The 20345-nt window shown below is 56.8% G+C and carries 20 protein-coding genes and 1 pseudogene; 17 read left to right on the forward strand and 4 right to left on the reverse strand.

Annotated elements, in window-relative coordinates:
* Window positions 1–2 precede the first annotated feature (2 nt).
* The 3 genes and pseudogenes from gmhB to ABIE16_RS18195 form a co-directional block, all read left to right on the forward strand.
* Entirely contained in the window at window positions 3–542 is a 540-nt protein-coding gene (gene gmhB, locus ABIE16_RS18185) for a D-glycero-beta-D-manno-heptose 1,7-bisphosphate 7-phosphatase (protein ID WP_218494801.1), read from the forward strand.
* 83 nt (window positions 543–625) lie between these two features.
* On the forward strand, window positions 626–1405 hold the full coding sequence (locus ABIE16_RS18190) for a lysophospholipid acyltransferase family protein (protein ID WP_429521692.1): 780 nt from the start codon (window positions 626–628) through the stop codon (window positions 1403–1405).
* A gap of 281 nt (window positions 1406–1686) precedes the next feature.
* Window positions 1687–1869: pseudogene (locus ABIE16_RS18195) on the forward strand (winged helix-turn-helix domain-containing protein); the annotation flags it as partial.
* A 60-nt stretch (window positions 1870–1929) separates the two neighbouring features.
* Here the strand turns inward: ABIE16_RS18195 and gyrB are convergent.
* From gyrB to dnaA, 4 genes are read right to left on the reverse strand one after another with little or no spacing between them, the layout of a single operon-like run.
* Window positions 1930–4347 (reverse strand): DNA topoisomerase (ATP-hydrolyzing) subunit B, encoded by a 2418-nt coding sequence (gyrB, locus tag ABIE16_RS18200; protein WP_057716535.1) that lies wholly within the window; start codon window positions 4345–4347, stop codon window positions 1930–1932.
* 5 nt (window positions 4348–4352) lie between these two features.
* On the reverse strand, window positions 4353–5456 hold the full coding sequence (gene recF, locus ABIE16_RS18205) for a DNA replication/repair protein RecF (RefSeq protein ID WP_007969883.1): 1104 nt from the start codon (window positions 5454–5456) through the stop codon (window positions 4353–4355).
* A 20-nt stretch (window positions 5457–5476) separates the two neighbouring features.
* Window positions 5477–6580 carry a DNA polymerase III subunit beta gene (gene dnaN, locus ABIE16_RS18210; protein WP_007969885.1) on the reverse strand — a complete coding sequence of 368 codons (1104 nt, stop codon included), beginning with the start codon at window positions 6578–6580 and terminating at the stop codon, window positions 5477–5479.
* A gap of 39 nt (window positions 6581–6619) precedes the next feature.
* Entirely contained in the window at window positions 6620–8140 is a 1521-nt protein-coding gene (gene dnaA / locus ABIE16_RS18215) for a chromosomal replication initiator protein DnaA (protein ID WP_057712654.1), read from the reverse strand.
* Between the two features lie 566 nt (window positions 8141–8706).
* Between dnaA and rpmH the strand changes: the two genes are divergently transcribed.
* From rpmH to ABIE16_RS18285, 14 genes are all read left to right on the forward strand, one after another.
* Entirely contained in the window at window positions 8707–8841 is a 135-nt protein-coding gene (gene rpmH / locus ABIE16_RS18220) for a 50S ribosomal protein L34 (protein ID WP_003213577.1), read from the forward strand.
* Window positions 8842–8857: 16 nt separating this feature from the next.
* Window positions 8858–9259 (forward strand): ribonuclease P protein component, encoded by a 402-nt coding sequence (rnpA, locus tag ABIE16_RS18225; protein WP_056727027.1) that lies wholly within the window; start codon window positions 8858–8860, stop codon window positions 9257–9259.
* Entirely contained in the window at window positions 9252–9497 is a 246-nt protein-coding gene (gene yidD, locus ABIE16_RS18230) for a membrane protein insertion efficiency factor YidD (protein WP_150733942.1), read from the forward strand. The genes rnpA and yidD overlap by 8 nt, the downstream gene beginning before the upstream one ends.
* Before the next feature lie 2 nt (window positions 9498–9499).
* Window positions 9500–11179, forward strand: coding sequence for a membrane protein insertase YidC (gene yidC / locus ABIE16_RS18235; RefSeq protein ID WP_057712656.1), 1680 nt, complete (start codon window positions 9500–9502; stop codon window positions 11177–11179).
* A 79-nt stretch (window positions 11180–11258) separates the two neighbouring features.
* A complete protein-coding gene (mnmE, locus tag ABIE16_RS18240; RefSeq protein WP_429521693.1) occupies window positions 11259–12629 on the forward strand; it encodes a tRNA uridine-5-carboxymethylaminomethyl(34) synthesis GTPase MnmE in 1371 nt (456 codons plus the stop codon).
* A 550-nt stretch (window positions 12630–13179) separates the two neighbouring features.
* Window positions 13180–15078 carry a tRNA uridine-5-carboxymethylaminomethyl(34) synthesis enzyme MnmG gene (gene mnmG, locus ABIE16_RS18245; RefSeq protein WP_218494552.1) on the forward strand — a complete coding sequence of 633 codons (1899 nt, stop codon included), beginning with the start codon at window positions 13180–13182 and terminating at the stop codon, window positions 15076–15078.
* Window positions 15075–15719 carry a 16S rRNA (guanine(527)-N(7))-methyltransferase RsmG gene (gene rsmG, locus ABIE16_RS18250; RefSeq protein ID WP_057712659.1) on the forward strand — a complete coding sequence of 215 codons (645 nt, stop codon included), beginning with the start codon at window positions 15075–15077 and terminating at the stop codon, window positions 15717–15719. Before mnmG ends, rsmG begins: the two co-directional genes overlap by 4 nt.
* Before the next feature lie 18 nt (window positions 15720–15737).
* Entirely contained in the window at window positions 15738–16535 is a 798-nt protein-coding gene (locus ABIE16_RS18255) for a ParA family protein (protein WP_046038783.1), read from the forward strand.
* A gap of 9 nt (window positions 16536–16544) precedes the next feature.
* Entirely contained in the window at window positions 16545–17417 is an 873-nt protein-coding gene (locus tag ABIE16_RS18260) for a ParB/RepB/Spo0J family partition protein (protein WP_057712660.1), read from the forward strand.
* Between the two features lie 148 nt (window positions 17418–17565).
* Complete coding sequence (locus ABIE16_RS18265) at window positions 17566–17973, forward strand: F0F1 ATP synthase subunit I (protein ID WP_057712661.1); 408 nt, start codon at window positions 17566–17568, stop codon at window positions 17971–17973.
* 16 nt (window positions 17974–17989) lie between these two features.
* Window positions 17990–18859 (forward strand): F0F1 ATP synthase subunit A, encoded by an 870-nt coding sequence (atpB, locus tag ABIE16_RS18270; RefSeq protein ID WP_090452265.1) that lies wholly within the window; start codon window positions 17990–17992, stop codon window positions 18857–18859.
* A gap of 133 nt (window positions 18860–18992) precedes the next feature.
* Complete coding sequence (gene atpE, locus ABIE16_RS18275) at window positions 18993–19250, forward strand: F0F1 ATP synthase subunit C (protein WP_003097235.1); 258 nt, start codon at window positions 18993–18995, stop codon at window positions 19248–19250.
* A 58-nt stretch (window positions 19251–19308) separates the two neighbouring features.
* Window positions 19309–19779: a F0F1 ATP synthase subunit B gene (locus ABIE16_RS18280; protein ID WP_008045681.1), complete on the forward strand. Its 471-nt coding sequence runs from the start codon at window positions 19309–19311 to the stop codon at window positions 19777–19779.
* A gap of 12 nt (window positions 19780–19791) precedes the next feature.
* Window positions 19792–20328 carry a F0F1 ATP synthase subunit delta gene (locus tag ABIE16_RS18285; protein ID WP_008045680.1) on the forward strand — a complete coding sequence of 179 codons (537 nt, stop codon included), beginning with the start codon at window positions 19792–19794 and terminating at the stop codon, window positions 20326–20328.
* The last annotated feature ends 17 nt before the right edge of the window (window positions 20329–20345 follow it).

The raw sequence follows: 20345 nt of genomic DNA on the forward strand, positions 1-20345 counted from the left end.
GACTGCTGTTGAAACTGCTGATTCTCGATCGGGACGGAGTGATCAATTACGACTCCGACGCTTACATCAAGTCGGTGGAGGAGTGGATTCCACTCCCCGGATCGATCGAAGCCATCGCGCAGTTGAGCAAGGCCGGCTGGACGGTAGCGGTCGCTACCAACCAGTCGGGCATCGCTCGCGGCTACTACGACCTTTCCACCCTCAATGCCATGCACGAGCGCTTGCGCGCGTTGGTGGCGGAGCAGGGTGGTGAAGTCGGCCTGATCGTCTACTGCCCGCATGGGCCGGACGAAGGCTGCGATTGCCGCAAGCCGAAACCCGGGATGTTGAAAAGCATCGCCGCTCATTACAACGTGTCGCTGACCGATCTCTGGTTCGTCGGCGACAGCCTTGGTGACCTGGAAGCCGCCAAAGCCGTCGATTCACAGCCAGTTTTGGTAAAGACCGGGAAAGGCGAAAAGACTTTGGGCAAGACCCTTCCGGTTGGCACATTGATTTTTGACGATCTGGCGGCGATTGCCGCAGAACTTATCCACAATTAGAGTGCTTCTGAAATTCCTGATAAAGGACCCATCAGGAGTGCGCTTTATACAGGCGGGCAATTCCCGCAACGGTAAACGTCACCATGTCGATATTGCAGGCCATCAGAACCTTCCTCTTTTACCTGCTGCTGGGCACCAGCTCATTGCTGTGGTGCAGCCTGAGTTTTTTTATCGCACCGTTTCTGCCCTTCAAGGCACGTTATCGCTTCATCAACGTGTATTGGTGCCGTTGTGCCCTGTGGCTGAGCAAAGTGTTCCTTGGTATTCGCTACGAAGTGAAGGGCGCCGAGAACGTACCTGAACGGCCGTGCGTGATTCAATCGAACCATCAGAGTACCTGGGAGACGTTTTTTCTCTCCGCCTACTTCTCACCGCTGAGCCAGGTGCTCAAACGTGAGTTGCTCTATGTGCCGTTCTTCGGTTGGGCCATGGCCATGCTGCGACCGATCGCCATCGATCGCGACAACCCGAAAGCAGCACTCAAGCATGTGGCTCAAAAAGGTGATGAGTTGCTCAAGGACAATGTCTGGGTGCTGATCTTCCCCGAAGGCACGCGCGTTCCTTTCGGCACCGTCGGAAAGTTCTCGCGCGGTGGCAGCGCCTTGGCGGTCAACGCCGAATTGCCGGTGCTGCCGATTGCGCACAACGCAGGCAAGTTCTGGCCGAAAACCGGTTGGGAGAAGAAGCAGGGCGTCATCACTGTGATCATTGGTGAGCCAATGTATGCCGCAGGCACCGGACCACGAGCCATTGCTGAATTGAACGACCGGGTCCAGGCGTGGAACGAGCAGATGCAACGGGAAATGGGCTCACTGCCACCGGCTCCGCAAGCGCCGGTTTCAAACGATCAGGTGGTTGTCTGAGATTCTGTGGATAACCTGTGTACCGTTTCATTGAAAAGCGTCATTTTTTGTACGTAACATTATGATTTTTTTACATATTTCTTAGAATGATAAAAACCATAAAAACGTGCATAAGTTTTTTTTGGACGTAAAAAAACCGGCGGATATAGCCGGTTTTTTTATGCCCATCCACAACGGCTTTGACCATCGATAATCCCAACCCCACGCCATCGATACCTTGGGCGGAAGAAAAGCGTCGGTATTGGCTGAACAGTTCGATCTTCAGCTGCGCGATGGGCAGCGCCTGGTCGCGGGATTACCTGTACGAACGATTCTGGCCCGATGAAGAAGTGTCCTCGTCCCGGCCGCTCGATACTCACATCTATCGCCTGCGCAACAAGCTTGGGCTGACGGCGGATCGCGGTTGGCAGTTGCTGACGATTTATGGGTATCGGTTGGAGAGTGTGGCACCGGCGAGCGAGTAAAACGCGGGCAAAAAAAGGCCAATGCAAATGCATTGGCCTTTTCGTTGGGGTCGACCGGGATCAGAAGTCCAGGTTGGACACCGCCAGGGCATTGCTTTCGATGAAGTCACGACGTGGTTCGACCGCATCACCCATCAGGGTGTTGAAGATCTGGTCCGCGCCAATGGCGTCTTCGATGGTCACTTTCAGCATGCGACGCACGCTTGGGTCCATGGTGGTTTCCCACAGCTGATCCGGGTTCATCTCGCCCAGACCTTTGTATCGCTGGATGGTGTGGCGCTTGGTGCTTTCAGCCATCAGCCAGTCCAGGGCTTCCTTGAACTCGGTGACCGACTTACGGCGTTCGCCACGCTGGATGTACGCGCCATCGTCGAGCAGGGTGCTCAGTTGAGCGCCCAGGGAAACAACGGTCTTGTAGTCGTTGCTGCCGAAGAAGTCGCGGTTGAACGTGACGTAGTTCGACAGGCCGTGGGAGATCAGTTCGACCTCTGGCAGCCACACGCCACGCTCACGGTCTTCACGCAGGCTTGCCTTGTAGACCAGACCCGACTTCTCGACAGTACGCAGACGCACTTCATACTGGGCCAGCCAGTCCTGCATCGCTGCATGATCGGACAACTGATCCATGCTGACAGCCGGCAGGTAGATGAAGTGCTCGGTCAGTTCCTGTGGGTACAGGCGCGACAGACGCTTGAGGGTCTTCATCACCAGACGGAAGTCATTCACCAGACGCTCGAGGGCTTCGCCGGAGATACCCGGTGCATCCTCGTTCAAGTGCAGGCTCGCATCTTCCAGGGCCGACTGCGTCATGTACTCTTCCATGGCGTCGTCGTCTTTGATGTATTGCTCTTGCTTGCCTTTCTTCACTTTGTACAACGGCGGCTGAGCGATGTAGATGTAGCCACGCTCGATCAGCTCCGGCAGCTGACGGAAGAAGAAGGTCAGCAGCAGGGTACGGATGTGCGAACCGTCGACGTCAGCATCGGTCATGATGATGATGTTGTGATAGCGCAACTTGTCGATGTTGTACTCTTCGCGACCGATGCCGCAGCCCAGCGCAGTGATCAAGGTGCCCACTTCCTGGGAAGAGATCATCTTGTCGAAGCGTGCCTTCTCGACGTTCAGGATTTTACCCTTGAGGGGCAGAATCGCCTGGGTCTTGCGGTTACGTCCCTGCTTGGCAGAGCCGCCCGCGGAGTCACCTTCCACGAGGTACAGTTCAGACAGGGCAGGGTCTTTTTCCTGGCAGTCGGCCAGTTTGCCCGGCAGGCCGGCGATGTCCAGCGCGCCTTTGCGGCGGGTCATCTCACGGGCTTTACGTGCCGCTTCACGGGCACGGGCCGCGTCGATCATCTTGCCGACGACCAGCTTGGCTTCGTTCGGGTTTTCCAGCAGGAAGTCGGAGAAGTACTTGCCCATTTCCTGTTCGACCGCGGTCTTCACTTCGGAAGACACCAACTTGTCTTTGGTCTGGGAGCTGAACTTCGGATCCGGCACCTTCACCGAAATGATCGCGGTCAGGCCTTCACGGGCATCGTCACCGGTGGTGGCGACTTTGTGCTTCTTCGCCAGGCCTTCTGCTTCGATGTAGGTGTTCAGGTTACGCGTCAATGCGGAACGGAAACCCACCAGGTGAGTACCGCCGTCGCGCTGTGGAATGTTGTTGGTGAAGCACAACAGGTTCTCGTTGAAGCTGTCGTTCCACTGCAGGGCAATTTCCACACCGATGCCGTCTTCACGCTGGACGTTGAAGTGGAACACCTGATTGACCGGGGTCTTGTTGGTGTTCAGGTATTCAACGAACGCACGCAGGCCGCCTTCGTATTTGAACAGTTCTTCCTTGCCGCTGCGCTCGTCCTTGAGGACGATACCGACACCGGAGTTGAGGAAGGACAGTTCACGAATCCGCTTGGCCAGGATGTCCCAGCTGAAGTGGATGTTCTTGAAGGTTTCGCTGGAAGCCTTGAAGTGGATCTGTGTACCGGTGGTTTCACTGTCGCCAACGATTTTCATCGGCTCTTGCGGAACACCGTGGACGTAAGTCTGTTCCCAGATCTTGCCGCTACGGCGAACGGTCAGGACCAGCTCTTCCGACAGGGCGTTAACTACCGACACACCCACACCGTGCAGACCGCCGGAAACCTTGTAGGAGTTGTCGTCGAATTTACCGCCGGCGTGCAGCACGGTCATGATGACCTCGGCTGCCGAAACGCCTTCTTCCTTGTGTACGTCTACCGGGATGCCACGGCCGTTGTCGCGAACGGTGATGGACTCATCCGGGTGGATGATGATGCTGATGTCGTCGCAGTAGCCGGCGAGCGCTTCGTCGATCGAGTTGTCGACCACCTCGAACACCATGTGGTGCAGACCGCTGCCATCGTCGGTGTCGCCAATATACATACCGGGACGTTTGCGTACGGCATCCAGGCCTTTCAGCACTTTAATGCTCGTTGAGTCGTACGTATTTTCTTCGCTCAATGCCTTCACTCCCGATGGTCGTGGGTCTGGGTGATACGGCCCTGTTCCACGTGGAACAGAGCGACTGGCGTTTCCGTCTGCCAGCCTTCCCTCAATAATTCGTGATCTACACAGGTGATAAATACCTGGCAGCGTAAGTCTTCCAACAAGCGGCAAAGGGCGCGACGGTGGTGCTCGTCCAGTTCGGACGGCAAGTCATCCACCAGATAAATACACTGACCGCGTCGAGCCTGGCTGACCAAGTGCCCTTGGGCAATCCGTAATGCGCAAACCACCAACTTCTGCTGGCCTCGGGACAAGATGTCCGCGGCGTTGTGCGCGCCCAGTCTGAGCCGCAAATCAGCGCGTTGTGGTCCGGCCTGGGTATGTCCCATTTGCTGGTCCCGCTGAAGAGACCCGGCGAGCACAGCACTCAGTTCACGGTCCTTGTCCCAGCCGCGGTAATAGCTGAGCGTCAAGCCTTCAAGCTCAACCAGTTCGCTCAAGGTTTGTTCAAAGACTGGTTTCAAGGCTTTGATATAAGCGCGGCGGTATTCATCGATTTCAGCGCTGGCCTGGCACAGTTCCCTGTCCCAAACCGCTTGCGAAACGGCGTCAAGTGTACCATGCCGCAGCCAAGAGTTTCTCTGGCGCAGGGCCTTCTGCAAGCGCTGCCAGGTTGACATGAAGCGCGGTTCCACGTGGAACACACCCCAGTCGAGAAACTGTCGGCGAATCTTCGGCGCGCCTTCCAGCAATCGAAAGCTATCCGGATTGATCAGTTGCAGTGGCAAGATCTCGGCCAGTTGCGCGGCGCTGCGAGCGTTCTGCCCATCGATACGGATCTGGAATTCCCCTTGGCGATCCCGGGAAATACCCAAGGCGCTATGCCCGCCCTCCGCCAGTTCAACCTGGCCAAATACCGTACAGGCAAGCTGTTCGTATTGAATGACCGGCAACAGACGGGTGCTGCGAAACGAACGGGCAAGCCCCAGCAGATGGATGGCTTCCAGAACACTGGTTTTGCCGCTGCCGTTGGCGCCGTAAAGAATATTGATGCGGGGGGAGGGGGAGAAGGTCACCGGGTGCAGATTGCGCACCGCGGTGACCGAGACGCGACTTAAGGACATCTAGCTTCTGCTGAACATGATTACAGACGCATCGGCATGACAACGTAGGCCGAGTCGTCGTTATCCGATTCCTGCACCAGCGCGCTGCTGTTGGAGTCGGACAGGATCAGACGAACCTGCTCGGTGGTCATCACGCCCAGTACGTCGAGCAGGTAGCTCACGTTGAAGCCGATTTCCAGAGAGCCGCCGTTGTATTCAACGCCCACTTCTTCTTCCGCTTCTTCCTGCTCCGGGTTGTTCGCCTGGATCTTCAGCTGACCGCTGGCCAGTTGCAGACGGATACCACGGTACTTCTCGTTGGACAGAATGGCGGTACGGCTGAACGCTTCGCGCAGAGCCTGACGATCACCAAGAACCAGCTTGTCGCCACCCTTAGGCAGAACTCGCTCGTAGTCCGGGAATTTTCCGTCAACCAGCTTCGAGGTGAAGGTGAACTCACCGGTGGTGGCGCGGATGTGATGCTGACCCAGCACGATGCTGACATTGCCGTCCGGCTCGGTGAGCAGGCGAGCCAGTTCGAGGATACCTTTGCGCGGCACGATGACCTGGTGACGATCCGGCTGGCCGATGTCGGCCTGCATCGAGCACATGGCCAGACGGTGGCCGTCGGTGGCTACCGCGCGGATCACACCCGCGGAAACTTCCAGCAGCATGCCGTTGAGGTAGTAACGCACGTCCTGCTGGGCCATGGCGAAGCTGGTGCGTTCGATCAGACGACGCAGCTTGCTTTGCTCCAGGCTGCAGGTCAGCGAACCCGGGCCTTCTTCAACGGTAGGGAAGTCGTTGGCCGGCAGTGTCGACAGGGTGAAGCGGCTACGGCCAGCCTTGACCACAAGCTTCTGCTCGTCGACCTTGATGTCGATCAGCGCATCGTTCGGCAGGCTTTTGCAGATGTCCATCAGCTTGCGCGCCGGCACGGTGATGGAGCCCGGATCCGCCGGCTCTTCGAGTTGAACACGACCGACCAGCTCGACTTCCAGGTCGGTACCGGTCAGCGACAATTGCTGGCCTTCGACAACCAGCAGCACGTTGGAAAGTACCGGCAAGGTCTGTCGGCGTTCGACGACGCCTGCGACCAGTTGCAGGGGTTTCAACAGGGCTTCGCGTTGAATGGTGAAATGCATGGTCTAGTCCCTTGCCTTAATTAGCTGCGCTGGTGTTCATCAAGTGGTCAGTGTACGCAGCAGGTTCTTGTAGTCCTCGCGGATGTCCGCGTCGGATTCCTTAAGTTCGTTGATCTTGCGGCACGCGTGCAAGACCGTCGTATGGTCGCGGCCGCCAAACACATCGCCGATTTCCGGCAGGCTGTGGTTGGTCAGTTCCTTGGACAACGCCATGGCGACCTGACGCGGACGAGCGACCGAACGCGAACGGCGTTTGGACAGCAAGTCGGAGATCTTGATCTTGTAGTACTCGGCGACAGTGCGCTGAATGTTATCCACAGAGACCAGTTTATCCTGCAACGCCAACAAGTCCTTAAGGGATTCGCGAATCAGCTCGATGGTGATATCGCGGCCCATGAAGTGCGAGTGGGCGATCACGCGCTTGAGCGCGCCTTCCAGCTCACGGACGTTGGAGCGAATGCGTTGGGCAATGAAGAACGCGGCGTCGTGAGGCAACTCGACTTTGGCCTGATCGGCCTTCTTCATCAGGATCGCCACGCGGGTTTCCAGCTCCGGCGGCTCGACCGCTACGGTCAGGCCCCAGCCAAAACGGGATTTGAGGCGTTCTTCAAGGCCTTCGATTTCCTTCGGGTAGCGGTCACTGGTGAGAATGACCTGCTGCCCACCTTCGAGCAAGGCGTTGAAGGTGTGGAAAAACTCTTCCTGGGAACGCTCCTTGCGGGCGAAGAACTGAATGTCATCGATCAGCAACGCATCCACCGAACGGTAGAAGCGTTTGAACTCGTTGATCGCGTTCAGTTGCAGGGCCTTGACCATGTCCGCCACGAAACGCTCGGAATGCAGGTACACCACCTTGGCATTCGGGTTCTTCTTTAATAGATGGTTACCCACAGCGTGCATCAAGTGGGTTTTACCCAGGCCGACACCACCATAAAGGAAGAGTGGGTTGTAACCGTGCTTGGGGTTGTCTGCCACCTGCCAGGCGGCGGCGCGCGCCAGCTGGTTGGATTTACCTTCAACGAAATTCTCGAAGGTAAAGGTGCGGTTCAGGTAACTGGTGTGCTTGAGCGCACCTTCGACCTGCACGGTACGTTGCTCGGCGCGCACAGGTGCCTGTTGCGAACTGGCTCCGGCCATCGGGTCGAAGCTGTCACGGGAAGGTTCTTCCTCGGAGACTTCAGCCACTTTTTGCGTCGCACGCTTGGTCGACACGGCGGCAGGTGCCGGCGGCGGACTGACGGGTGCTTGAGCAGCCTGGGCCTGGGAAGCCGCAGCAGCCAGGGGAGCGTTTGGCGCGGCACGGGGTGCCGAACTGCGTTTGCTGCCTATTAATAAGGAAAGCGCAGGCGCCATGCCATTGCCGTGCTCATCGAGCAATTCGAGAACACGCCCCAGGTACTTTTCGTTGACCCAGTCCAGAACAAAACGATTGGGCGCATAGACACGCAACTCGTCGCCTTCGGCTTCGACCTGTAGTGGACGGATCCAAGTGTTGAATTGTTGGGCAGGCAGCTCATCGCGCAGAAGTTCCACGCACTGCTGCCAAAGTTCCACTGACACGGATATCCCCTAAGTTGAAAGCCGGTGAGGCAAAAACAAGCGGCCATTGTAGCGACCAGACGCCGACTTATCCACACGAAGGTGGTTCATCGACCAAGAAGAATCACCGTTTCATACGCAAAAAAGGCGACCAGTGGTCTGTGCATAAGCTTTGTGGATAACCGGGGTTAAGGTCATTGCACAAGTGGGGGCGAAACTCGGTGGATAACCGGCCTGTGGATAAAGCGACCTTTCACACACAGGTTATCCGACAGCGCAGCACAGGCTGAACACTGTTTTCCACCGTAGTTGTCATTCTCTGTACAGCAGGTAAAACAAGGGCTGAATCGAGTTATCCACAGAAGATGGCGAGCCTAGCTTTTATAAGCTTTACAGAAAAGCTTTAAATACTTTCCTTTCTTATTTTTATATCTACGCAAGGTGCAAGTGCTGAAAAACCTCTGGAGATCTATTTATAAGGAAACGTTGGTTGGAAATTGACCTGAAGGCTTGCTTTCTCTAGAATCCCCGGTCTCTTAAAACGGGGGCCATTCCGGCCCGTTGTGGACGAACCAGGTAACACGACAATGAAACGTACTTTCCAACCAAGCACTATCAAACGCGCTCGTACCCACGGTTTCCGTGCTCGCATGGCTACCAAGAACGGTCGTGCCGTCCTGTCGCGTCGTCGCGCCAAAGGTCGTGCGCGTCTGGCAGTTTGATAATCCGGCACTGGAGGTGAGTCAGGACTTCAGTCGGGAAAAGCGTCTGCTTACCCCCCGGCAATTCAAGGCAGTCTTTGACTCCCCTACCGGCAAGGTTCCGGGGAAAAATCTCCTGCTCCTTGCGCGCAACAACGATCTTGATCACCCCCGTCTCGGGTTGGTAATCGGGAAAAAGAGCGTAAAGCTCTCCGTCGAGCGCAATCGCCTCAAACGTCTGATGCGCGAATCGTTTCGCCTGAACCAGGATTCTCTGGTCGGCTGGGACATTGTTATCGTCGCGCGCAAAGGTTTGGGCGACGTAGAAAACCCCGAATTGATTCAGCATTTCGGCAAACTCTGGAAACGACTGGCTCGCAGTTCGCCAGTACCAGCAGTCAAAACCGAAACTGTAGGGGTAGACAGTCCAGATGCGTAAACTGGCACTCGTTCCGATCCAGTTTTATCGCTATGCCATTAGTCCCATGATGGCCAGTCACTGTCGTTTCTACCCCAGTTGTTCCTGCTACGCGTTAGAAGCCATCGAAAATCATGGCCTTCTTCGCGGTGGCTGGCTGACCTTTCGTCGTTTAGGTCGCTGTCATCCGTGGAATCCCGGTGGTTATGACCCGGTTCCACCTATCCCTACCTCCCGTTCTTCTTCGATGGCCGAGTAATCATGGATATCAAACGCACGATCCTGATCGTCGCCCTGGCAATCGTGTCCTACGTTATGGTTCTTAAATGGAACCAGGACTATGGCCAGGCTGCCCTGCCGACTCAGAATGTTGCCACCAATACGACTGCATCGGGCCTGCCGGATACGGCATCTGGCTCCAACGCTTCTGCCAGTGACGACATTCCACGTGCTGCAAGCGACACCAGCGCACCTGCCGAAACGCCGGTGGCTGTGAGCAAGGACCTCATCCAGATCAAAACGGATGTACTGGACCTGGCTGTCGACCCACAAGGTGGCGATGTTGCCCAGTTGACCCTGCCGCTGTATCCGCGTCGTCAGGATCACCCGGAAATTCCGTTCCAGCTGTTCGATAACGGCGGCGAACGTACTTATCTGGCGCAAAGCGGTCTGATCGGCACCAACGGTCCGGATGCAAATCCGGCCGGTCGTCCGGTTTATTCCTCGGAGAAGAAGATTTATCAGCTGGCTGACGGTCAGGACCAATTGGTCGTAGACCTGAAGTTCAGCAAAGACGGCGTCAACTACATCAAGCGTTTCACCCTGAAACGCGGCCTGTATGACGTAACCGTTTCCTACCTGGTCGACAACCAGAGCGCCCAGCCCTGGAATGGTGCGATGTTCGCCCAGTTGAAGCGCGACGCCAGCGCCGATCCTTCATCGACTACGGCTACCGGCACCGCGACTTACCTGGGCGCCGCCCTGTGGACAAGTTCCGAGCCGTACAAGAAAGTGTCCATGAAGGACATGGACAAGGCGCCGCTGAAAGAAACCGTCACAGGCGGTTGGGTTGCCTGGTTGCAGCACTACTTCGTGACCGCATGGATTCCGGCCAAGGGCGAAAACAACGTCGTCCAGACCCGTAAAGACAGCAAAGGCAACTACATCATCGGCTACACCGGCCCATCGATGAGTGTTGCGCCGGGTGCCAAGGCCGAGACCAGCGCTGTTCTGTACGCCGGTCCGAAAAGCCAGGCCGTGCTCAAAGAGTTGTCCCCAGGTCTGGAACTGACGGTCGACTACGGCATTCTGTGGTTCATCGCCCAACCGATCTTCTGGTTGCTGCAACACATCCACGCCATTGTGGGTAACTGGGGCTGGTCGATCATCTTCCTGACCATGCTGATCAAAGGGATCTTCTTCCCGCTGTCGGCTGCCAGCTACAAATCCATGGCGCGCATGCGTGCAGTGGCGCCGAAACTGGCCGCGCTGAAAGAGCAACATGGCGATGACCGGCAGAAAATGTCGCAAGCCATGATGGAACTGTACAAGAAAGAGAAGATCAATCCGCTGGGTGGTTGCTTGCCAATCCTCGTGCAGATGCCGGTTTTCCTCTCGCTGTACTGGGTTCTGCTGGAAAGCGTTGAAATGCGCCAAGCGCCGTTCATGCTGTGGATTACTGACCTGTCGATCAAGGATCCGTTCTTCATTCTGCCGATCATCATGGGCGCAACCATGTTCATTCAGCAGCAGTTGAACCCGACTCCTCCGGATCCGATGCAGGCCAAGGTAATGAAGCTGATGCCAATCATCTTCACCTTCTTCTTCCTGTGGTTCCCGGCCGGTCTGGTGCTGTACTGGGTTGTAAACAACGTGCTGTCCATCGCACAACAGTGGTACATCACGCGTAAAATCGAAGCGGCCGCTAAAGCAGCCGCCTGATTTACACTGTGGATAACCACTCAAAACGCCCCCTAGTGGGGCGTTTTGCTATCTGTCACTTTTGTCTGGATACCGGTTTATGAGCGTTCCTCGCGAAACCATCGCAGCCGTCGCCACCGCTCAAGGTCGCGGCGGTGTAGGCATCGTGCGTATTTCCGGGCCGTTGGCCAGCGTTGCGGCCAAGGCCTTCAGCGGTCGCGAGCTCAAGCCGCGATTTGCCCACTACGGTCCGTTTTTCAGTGAAAACGACGAGGTGCTGGACCAGGGCATTGCCTTGTATTTCCCCGGCCCGAACTCGTTCACAGGCGAAGATGTGCTGGAGCTGCAAGGCCATGGCGGTCCGATTGTTCTGGATATGTTGCTCAAGCGCTGCCTGGAACTGGGTTGCCGTCTCGCCCGGCCGGGGGAATTCAGTGAGCGCGCCTTCCTCAACGACAAACTGGACCTCGCCCAGGCCGAAGCCATTGCCGACCTGATTGAAGCCAGTTCTGCCCAGGCTGCGCGAAACGCATTGCGCTCCCTGCAAGGTGCTTTCTCGTCACGTGTGCATAACCTCACCGAGCAATTGATCGGCTTGCGCATCTATGTCGAAGCGGCCATCGATTTTCCGGAAGAGGAAATCGACTTCCTCGCCGATGGCCACGTCCTGAGCATGCTCGACAAGGTGCGCGACGAGTTATCCACCGTCATGCGCGAAGCCGGGCAGGGCGCCTTGCTGCGTGACGGTATGACCGTGGTCATTGCCGGTCGTCCGAATGCCGGTAAATCCAGCCTGCTCAATGCCCTGGCCGGGCGTGAAGCGGCGATCGTGACCGAAATTGCCGGCACCACCCGTGACGTGCTTCGCGAACATATCCACATCGATGGCATGCCGCTGCACGTCGTGGATACCGCCGGTCTGCGCGATACCGATGATCATGTGGAAAAAATCGGCGTCGAGCGTGCCTTGAAAGCTATCGGCGAAGCCGATCGGGTACTGTTGGTGGTTGATGCCACTGCACCGGAAGCCCTCGATCCTTTCGCACTCTGGCCGGAGTTTCTCGAAATCCGTCCCGATCCCGCGAAAGTCACCCTGATCCGCAACAAAGCCGATCTTACGGGCGAAGCCATTGCGCTGGAGGTCAGCCAGGACGGCCATGTCACCATCAGCCTGAGCGCCAGGTCGGGTGGTGTCGGGCTGGAGCTGCTGCGTGATCACCTCAAGGCCTGCATGGGCTATGAACAAACGTCCGAAAGCAGCTTCAGCGCTCGCCGGCGACACCTTGAGGCGCTACGTCATGCCAGTGCTGCCCTCGAGCATGGCCGTGCCCAATTGACCCTGGCCGGTGCTGGCGAGTTGTTAGCCGAGGATTTGCGCCAGACTCAGCAGTCGCTGGGTGAAATCACCGGTGCTTTCAGTTCCGATGACCTGCTGGGGCGGATTTTTTCCAGCTTCTGTATCGGTAAATAGCCCTCCTGTTATTCACAGACAGGCCATTCGTGCCTGTCTGTTCTCTCCTTTTCTGAAAAAAACTCCCAGTGCCGAGCGGACTTCGTCTGCTTGAGCGGAATTCCTGCACCCGAATTTCGAGCGAACGGCACTTTTCTGTGGATTAAGCCCTGTGAATAACCGCGGCTAAGGTCAGTTGATAACAGGGCTCGAAAACTGGACATAACCACCTCTGTGGATAACCACCCCTTTCATCCACAGGCTTAAACCGGTTATCCAAGGGCCTCATTGGCACATGAACACAGGGTTTTGAATCTCTGTACACATTGAAAATAAAGGGCTATAGCAATCTATCCACAGAAAGGTAGGTGCATAGAAATAAACATAAAAACAAAGATTTAATAAATTTCTTTCTTTTTAATTTCTATAACTCCGACTTTTCCACAGCTGGTTAAATTTTGTGCAAAGGGTTCTTTAGGAAGGGCGAAGTCCCTATACTTGTCGACCAGGTCCAAAAACCTGAGCTCAAACTATTCCTGAATTACCTACTTAAGCAGGCACGAGGTGCGTGGTGGATTTCCCTTCCCGTTTTGAAGTGATCGTCATCGGCGGCGGTCATGCCGGTACCGAGGCAGCACTGGCCTCAGCACGTATGGGAGTTAAAACCCTATTGCTGACGCATAACGTGGAAACCCTCGGTGCCATGAGTTGCAATCCGGCCATTGGCGGGATCGGCAAAAGCCACCTGGTCAAGGAAATCGACGCCCTCGGCGGCGCGATGGCCATGGCTACCGATAAAGGCGGTATCCAGTTTCGCGTGTTGAACAGCCGCAAAGGCCCGGCCGTGCGAGCAACCCGCGCGCAGGCAGACCGGGTTCTGTACAAAGCAGCTGTCCGCGAAATCCTGGAGAACCAGCCGAACCTGTGGATATTTCAACAGGCCGCTGACGATCTGATCGTCGAGCAGGAACAAGTCCGTGGTGTTGTCACCCAAATGGGTCTGCGTTTCTTCGCTGATTCCGTGGTGTTGACCACCGGTACGTTCCTCGGTGGACTTATCCACATCGGTTTGCAGAATTTTTCCGGCGGTCGCGCCGGTGATCCGCCATCGATCGCGCTGGCTCACCGTCTGCGTGAACTGCCATTGCGCGTGGGGCGTTTGAAAACCGGTACTCCGCCACGTATCGACGGTCGGTCTGTGGATTTCTCGGTGATGTCCGAGCAACCGGGTGATACGCCTATCCCGGTGATGTCGTTCATGGGGTCAAAAGAGCAGCATCCGAAGCAAGTCAGCTGCTGGATTACCCACACGAATGCGCGCACCCACGAAATCATTGCCGCGAACCTCGACCGTTCGCCGATGTATTCCGCTGCCGGTGAGATCGAAGGGATCGGCCCGCGTTATTGCCCGTCGATCGAAGACAAGATCCATCGCTTCGCCGACAAGGAAAGCCATCAGGTGTTTATCGAACCGGAAGGTTTGACCACCCATGAGCTGTATCCGAACGGGATATCCACAAGCTTGCCGTTCGACGTGCAATTGCAGATCGTGCAATCGATCCGCGGCATGGAAAACGCGCACATCGTGCGTCCGGGCTACGCGATCGAGTACGACTACTTCGATCCACGCGATTTGAAATACAGCCTGGAGACCAAAGTCATCGGCGGCTTGTTCTTCGCCGGGCAAATCAACGGCACAACCGGTTACGAAGAAGCCGGTGCCCAGGGTTTGCTCGCCGGGACCAACGCTGCACTGCGTGCGCAAGGCAAAGAGGCTTGGTGCCCGCGTCGCGACGAGGCCTATATCGGCGTGCTGGTCGACGACCTGATCACCCTCGGTACCCAAGAGCCGTACCGCATGTTCACTTCCCGTGCCGAGTACCGCCTGATTCTGCGCGAGGACAACGCCGACCTGCGTTTGACCGAAAAAGGTCGCGAACTGGGTCTGGTGGATGACATGCGCTGGGCGGCTTTCTGCAAAAAACGCGAAAGCATCGAACTGGAAGAGCAGCGCCTGAAAAGTACCTGGGTCCGCCCAGGCACCGAACAGGGCGATGCGATTGCCGAAAAATTCGGCACACCGCTGACTCACGAATACAACCTGCTCAATCTCTTGAGCCGTCCGGAAATCGACTACGCTGGTCTGATCGAAGTGACCGGTGGCGGGGCAGACGATCCACAGGTCGCCGAACAGGTCGAAATCAAGACCAAATACGCCGGTTACATCGATCGTCAACAGGATGAAATCGCCCGCTTGCGCGCCAGCGAAGACACCAAACTGCCTGTGGATATCGATTACACGAATATTTCCGGTCTCTCCAAGGAGATCCAGAGCAAGCTCGGCGCGACCCGTCCAGAAACCTTGGGCCAGGCCTCGCGTATACCGGGCGTTACGCCGGCAGCCATTTCGCTGTTGATGATTCATTTGAAAAAACGCGGCGCGGGCCGTCAGTTGGAGCAAAGCGCTTGAGTTCGTTGGTCACTCCGCAACACGCAGAAGAGTTATCCACAGGTGCTCGCCAGCTCGGTGTCACGCTGACAGAAACCCAGCACGCGCAGCTGCTGGGTTATCTGTCCCTGTTGATAAAATGGAACAAGGCTTACAACCTGACCGCGGTACGCGATCCGGACGAGATGGTCTCCCGCCACTTGCTCGATAGTTTGAGCGTGATGTCGTTCGTCGAAAACGGCCGGTGGCTGGACGTTGGCAGCGGCGGTGGTATGCCGGGCATTCCGTTGGCCATCCTGTTTCCAGAGTCGCAAGTGACTTGCCTGGACAGCAACGGCAAGAAAACCCGCTTCCTGACCCAGGTCAAACTCGAACTCAAACTGGATAACCTGCAAGTTATCCACAGTCGCGTCGAAGCCTTCCAGCCTGCACAGCCCTTCAACGGAATCATTTCCCGGGCGTTCAGCAGCATGGAGAACTTCAGTAACTGGACGCGCCACCTCGGCGATAGCGAAACACGCTGGCTGGCAATGAAGGGCGTTCATCCGGCCGATGAGCTGGTAGCATTGCCGGCAGACTTCCACCTCGATAGCGAACACGCCCTGGCCGTACCTGGTTGCCAAGGCCAACGCCATCTGCTGATACTGCGCCGCACGGCATGATTGGGAACACAAGCAAGAATGGCTAAGGTATTCGCGATTGCGAACCAAAAGGGTGGCGTGGGCAAAACCACCACCTGTATCAACCTCGCAGCATCCCTGGTCGCGACCAAGCGCCGGGTGCTGTTGATCGATCTTGATCCACAGGGCAACGCCACCATGGGTAGCGGTGTGGATAAACATGGCCTGGAAAACTCGGTCTACGACCTGCTGATCGGAGAATGTGATCTGGCCCAGGCCATGCACTTCTCCGAACACGGTGGTTACCAGCTGTTGCCGGCCAACCGCGATCTCACCGCGGCCGAAGTGGTGCTGCTGGAAATGCAGATGAAGGAAAGCCGTCTGCGCAGCGCGCTGGCGCCGATCCGGGAAAACTACGATTACATCCTGATCGACTGCCCGCCGTCGCTGTCGATGCTGACCTTGAACGCATTGGTTGCCGCTGACGGGGTCATTATCCCCATGCAGTGCGAGTACTTCGCACTCGAAGGCTTGAGCGACCTTGTGGATAACATCAAGCGTATCTCTGAACTGCTCAACCCGAACCTCAAGGTCGAAGGCCTGCTGCGTACGATGTACGACCCACGCCTGAGCCTGATGAACGATGTCTCGGCGCAGCTCAAGGAACACTTCGGCGAGCAGCTCTACGACACCGTCATTCCGCGCAATATCCGTCTGGCCGAAGCGCCAAGCTACGGCATGCCGGCGCTGGCGTACGACAAAGCTTCGCGAGGCGCCGTTGCCTACCTGGCATTGGCGGGCGAAATGGTTCGTCGTCAACGCAAAAACTCACGCATCGCCGCTGCTCAGGCAACTTAAGGAATCCCCATGGCCGTCAAGAAACGAGGTCTCGGACGTGGACTGGATGCTCTGTTGAGTGGTCCGACTGTCAGCTCGCTGGAAGAACAAGCGGCGCAAGCCGATCAGCGTGAGCTGCAACATCTCCCCCTGGACCTGCTCCAGCGCGGCAAGTACCAGCCGCGTCGTGACATGGATCCGCAGGCGCTCGAAGAGCTGGCGCAATCGATCAAGGCCCAGGGCGTCATGCAGCCCATCGTGGTTCGCCCGATCGGCAGCGGCCGCTTTGAAATCATTGCCGGCGAACGCCGCTGGCGCGCCAGCCAGCAGGCCGGGCAGGAAACCATCCCGGCGATGGTTCGCGATGTACCTGATGAAACCGCGATCGCCATCGCGCTGATCGAGAACATTCAGCGCGAAGACCTGAACCCGATTGAAGAAGCGGTGGCCCTGCAGCGGTTGCAGCAGGAGTTCCAGCTGACCCAGCAACAGGTGGCCGAGGCTGTGGGCAAGTCCCGAGTGACAGTGGCCAACCTGTTGCGCCTGATTTCCTTGCCGGAAGTCATCAAGACCATGTTGTCCCACGGCGACCTGGAAATGGGTCATGCCCGTGCTTTGCTCGGTTTGCCGGAAATTCAACAGGTTGAAGGGGCGCGACATGTTGTCGCACGCGGGCTGACCGTGCGCCAAACCGAGGCACTGGTTCGCCAGTGGTTGAGTGGTAAACCGGAGCCTGTGGAAGCGGCAAAACCGGACCCGGATATCGCCCGTCTCGAACAGCGCCTGGCCGAGCGCCTAGGCTCTGCGGTGCAGATCCGCCACGGTAAGAAGGGTAAAGGGCAGTTGGTGATTGGCTACAACTCACTGGATGAGCTTCAAGGCGTACTTGCACATATCCGCTGAAACATTTCCTCATGTAGCGCGCAGTCGGAAATCACTACCTGACAGTTGAATAGGGGCAGAACCGCCCCTATACTCTGCGCGCATTTTGTCGGCACAAATTATGCCAAGTTATTGAATTTCGGCAGCCGACCATTGGGGAGTAAAAGTGATGGAAACCCGCACGCCAAACCGCCTGCCCTTCCATCGCCTGGCAGTTTTTCCGGTGTTAATGGCTCAATTTGTCGTGTTGCTGATCGCCGCTTTGGCGCTCTGGTACCGATATGGAGTCGTTGCCGGGTACTCGGGACTCTGCGGAGGCCTGATAGCCTTGCTACCCAATATTTATTTCGCTCACAGGGCATTTCGGTTTTCCGGCGCCCGAGCAGCCCAGTCCATCGTCCGGTCTTTTTATGCCGGCGAGGCAGGCAAACTGATTTTGACGGCAGTGCTGTTTGCACTGGTGTTTGCAGGTGTGAAGCCACTGGCGCCGATTGCAGTATTCGGTGCCTTCGTGCTGACTCAGTCGGTCAGCTGGTTCGCTCCCCTGCTGATGAGAACAAGACTTTCGAGACCTTAGGGCGTTTGAGGCAACCATGGCAGAAACAACCGCTTCGGGCTATATCCAGCACCACTTGCAGAACCTGACCTTCGGTCAGCACCCTACCGGCGGCTGGGGCTTTGCCCACACCGCAGCAGAAGCCAAAGAAATGGGCTTCTGGGCTTTCCACGTCGATACTCTCGGCTGGTCGGTCGCATTGGGTCTGATCTTCGTTCTTCTTTTCCGCATGGCGGCCAAGAAAGCGACTTCCGGTCAGCCTGGTGCTTTGCAGAACTTCGTTGAAGTATTGGTCGAATTCGTCGATGGCAGCGTGAAAGACAGCTTCCATGGCCGTAGCCCGGTGATTGCACCGCTGGCACTGACCATCTTCGTCTGGGTGTTCCTGATGAACGCCGTCGACCTGGTACCGGTCGACTGGATTCCTCAAGTAGCCATGTGGATCTCCGGCGATGCACACATCCCGTTCCGCGCCGTGTCGACCACCGACCCGAACGCGACCTTGGGCATGGCGTTCTCGGTTTTCGCTCTGATCATTTTCTACAGCATCAAGGTCAAGGGCCTCGGCGGCTTCATCGGCGAGCTGACCCTGCACCCGTTCGGCAGCAAGAACATCTTCGTTCAGGCCCTGCTGATTCCGGTGAACTTCCTGCTGGAATTCGTGACCCTGATCGCCAAGCCGATCTCCCTGGCTCTGCGTCTGTTCGGCAACATGTACGCCGGCGAGCTGGTCTTCATTCTGATTGCTGTGATGTTCGGCAGCGGTCTGCTCTGGCTTAGTGGCCTGGGCGTTGTTCTGCAGTGGGCGTGGGCTGTGTTCCACATCCTGATCATCACCCTGCAGGCGTTCATCTTCATGATGTTGACCATCGTCTACCTGTCGATGGCGCACGAAGAAAACCATTAAGGCCAGTCTCGACTAGTCTGATGTCCTTCCCGGTAAAACGGGAAGGTGCTCCTTACGGGGCATCTGAAACGATTTGTTTTACCGCTTTAATCTAAAAAACCTAAACCATACGACGTAAAAGTCGGGAGGAAAGATGGAAACTGTAGTTGGTCTAACCGCTATCGCTGTTGCACTGTTGATCGGCCTGGGCGCACTGGGTACCGCAATTGGTTTCGGCCTGCTGGGCGGCAAGTTCCTGGAAGGCGCAGCGCGTCAGCCAGAAATGGTTCCAATGCTGCAAGTTAAAATGTTCATCGTTGCCGGTCTGCTCGACGCCGTAACCATGATCGGTGTTGGTATCGCTCTGTTCTTCACCTTTGCGAACCCGTTCGTTGGTCAAATCGCTGGCTAATTACTCGGATCTTCCGGGTAATTTGGTGTGATGGACAACGTAACTGCGAGGTGTTGGCGTGAACATTAATGCGACCCTGATTGGCCAGTCCGTTGCGTTCCTGATTTTTGTACTGTTCTGCATGAAGTTCGTATGGCCTCCGGTCATTGCGGCACTGCACGAACGTCAAAAGAAGATCGCTGATGGTCTGGACGCTGCCAGCCGTGCAGCTCGCGACCTGGAGTTGGCCCAAGAAAAAGCGGGTCACCAACTGCGCGAAGCGAAAGCTCAGGCAGCTGAAATCATCGAGCAAGCCAAGAAACGCGGTAACCAGATTGTCGAAGAGGCTGTTGAAAAGGCCCGTGTCGACGCTGACCGTGTGAAGGTTCAGGCTCAGGCCGAGATCGAACAGGAACTGAACAGTGTCAAAGACGCGCTGCGTGCCCAAGTGGGCTTGCTGGCAGTCGGCGGCGCCGAGAAGATCCTGGGTGCCACAATCGATCAAAACGCGCACGCAGAGCTGGTTAACCAACTGGCTGCTGAAATCTAAGCGAGGGCGATCATGGCAGAACTGACCACGTTGGCCCGACCTTACGCTAAGGCGGCCTTCGAGCACGCTCAGGCCCACCAGCAACTGGCCAATTGGTCAGCCATGCTCGGCCTGGCTGCAGCGGTGTCGGAAGACGACACCATGCAGCGCGTGCTCAAGGCCCCGCGACTGACGAGCGCAGAAAAGGCCGCCACGTTTATTGACGTGTGCGGCGACAAGTTTGATGCCAAGGCACAGAACTTCATCCACGTCGTTGCCGAAAACGACCGTCTCCCGCTGTTGCCGGAGATCGCCGCTCTGTTCGACCTGTACAAGGCCGAACAAGAGAAATCGGTAGACGTTGAAGTCACCAGTGCTTTCGCATTGAACCAAGAACAGCAAGACAAACTCGCCAAGGTTCTCAGTGCACGACTCAACCGGGAAGTGCGCCTGCAAGTTGCGGAGGACGCTGCCCTTATTGGTGGTGTCGTCATCCGCGCCGGCGACCTGGTTATCGATGGCTCGATTCGCGGCAAAATCGCGAAACTTGCCGAAGCATTGAAATCTTGAGTTTGAAGGGGCAGCAG

Source organism: Pseudomonas sp. 2725 (assembly GCF_050434585.1).
Taxonomy (GTDB): Bacteria; Pseudomonadota; Gammaproteobacteria; order Pseudomonadales; family Pseudomonadaceae; genus Aquipseudomonas; species Aquipseudomonas jessenii.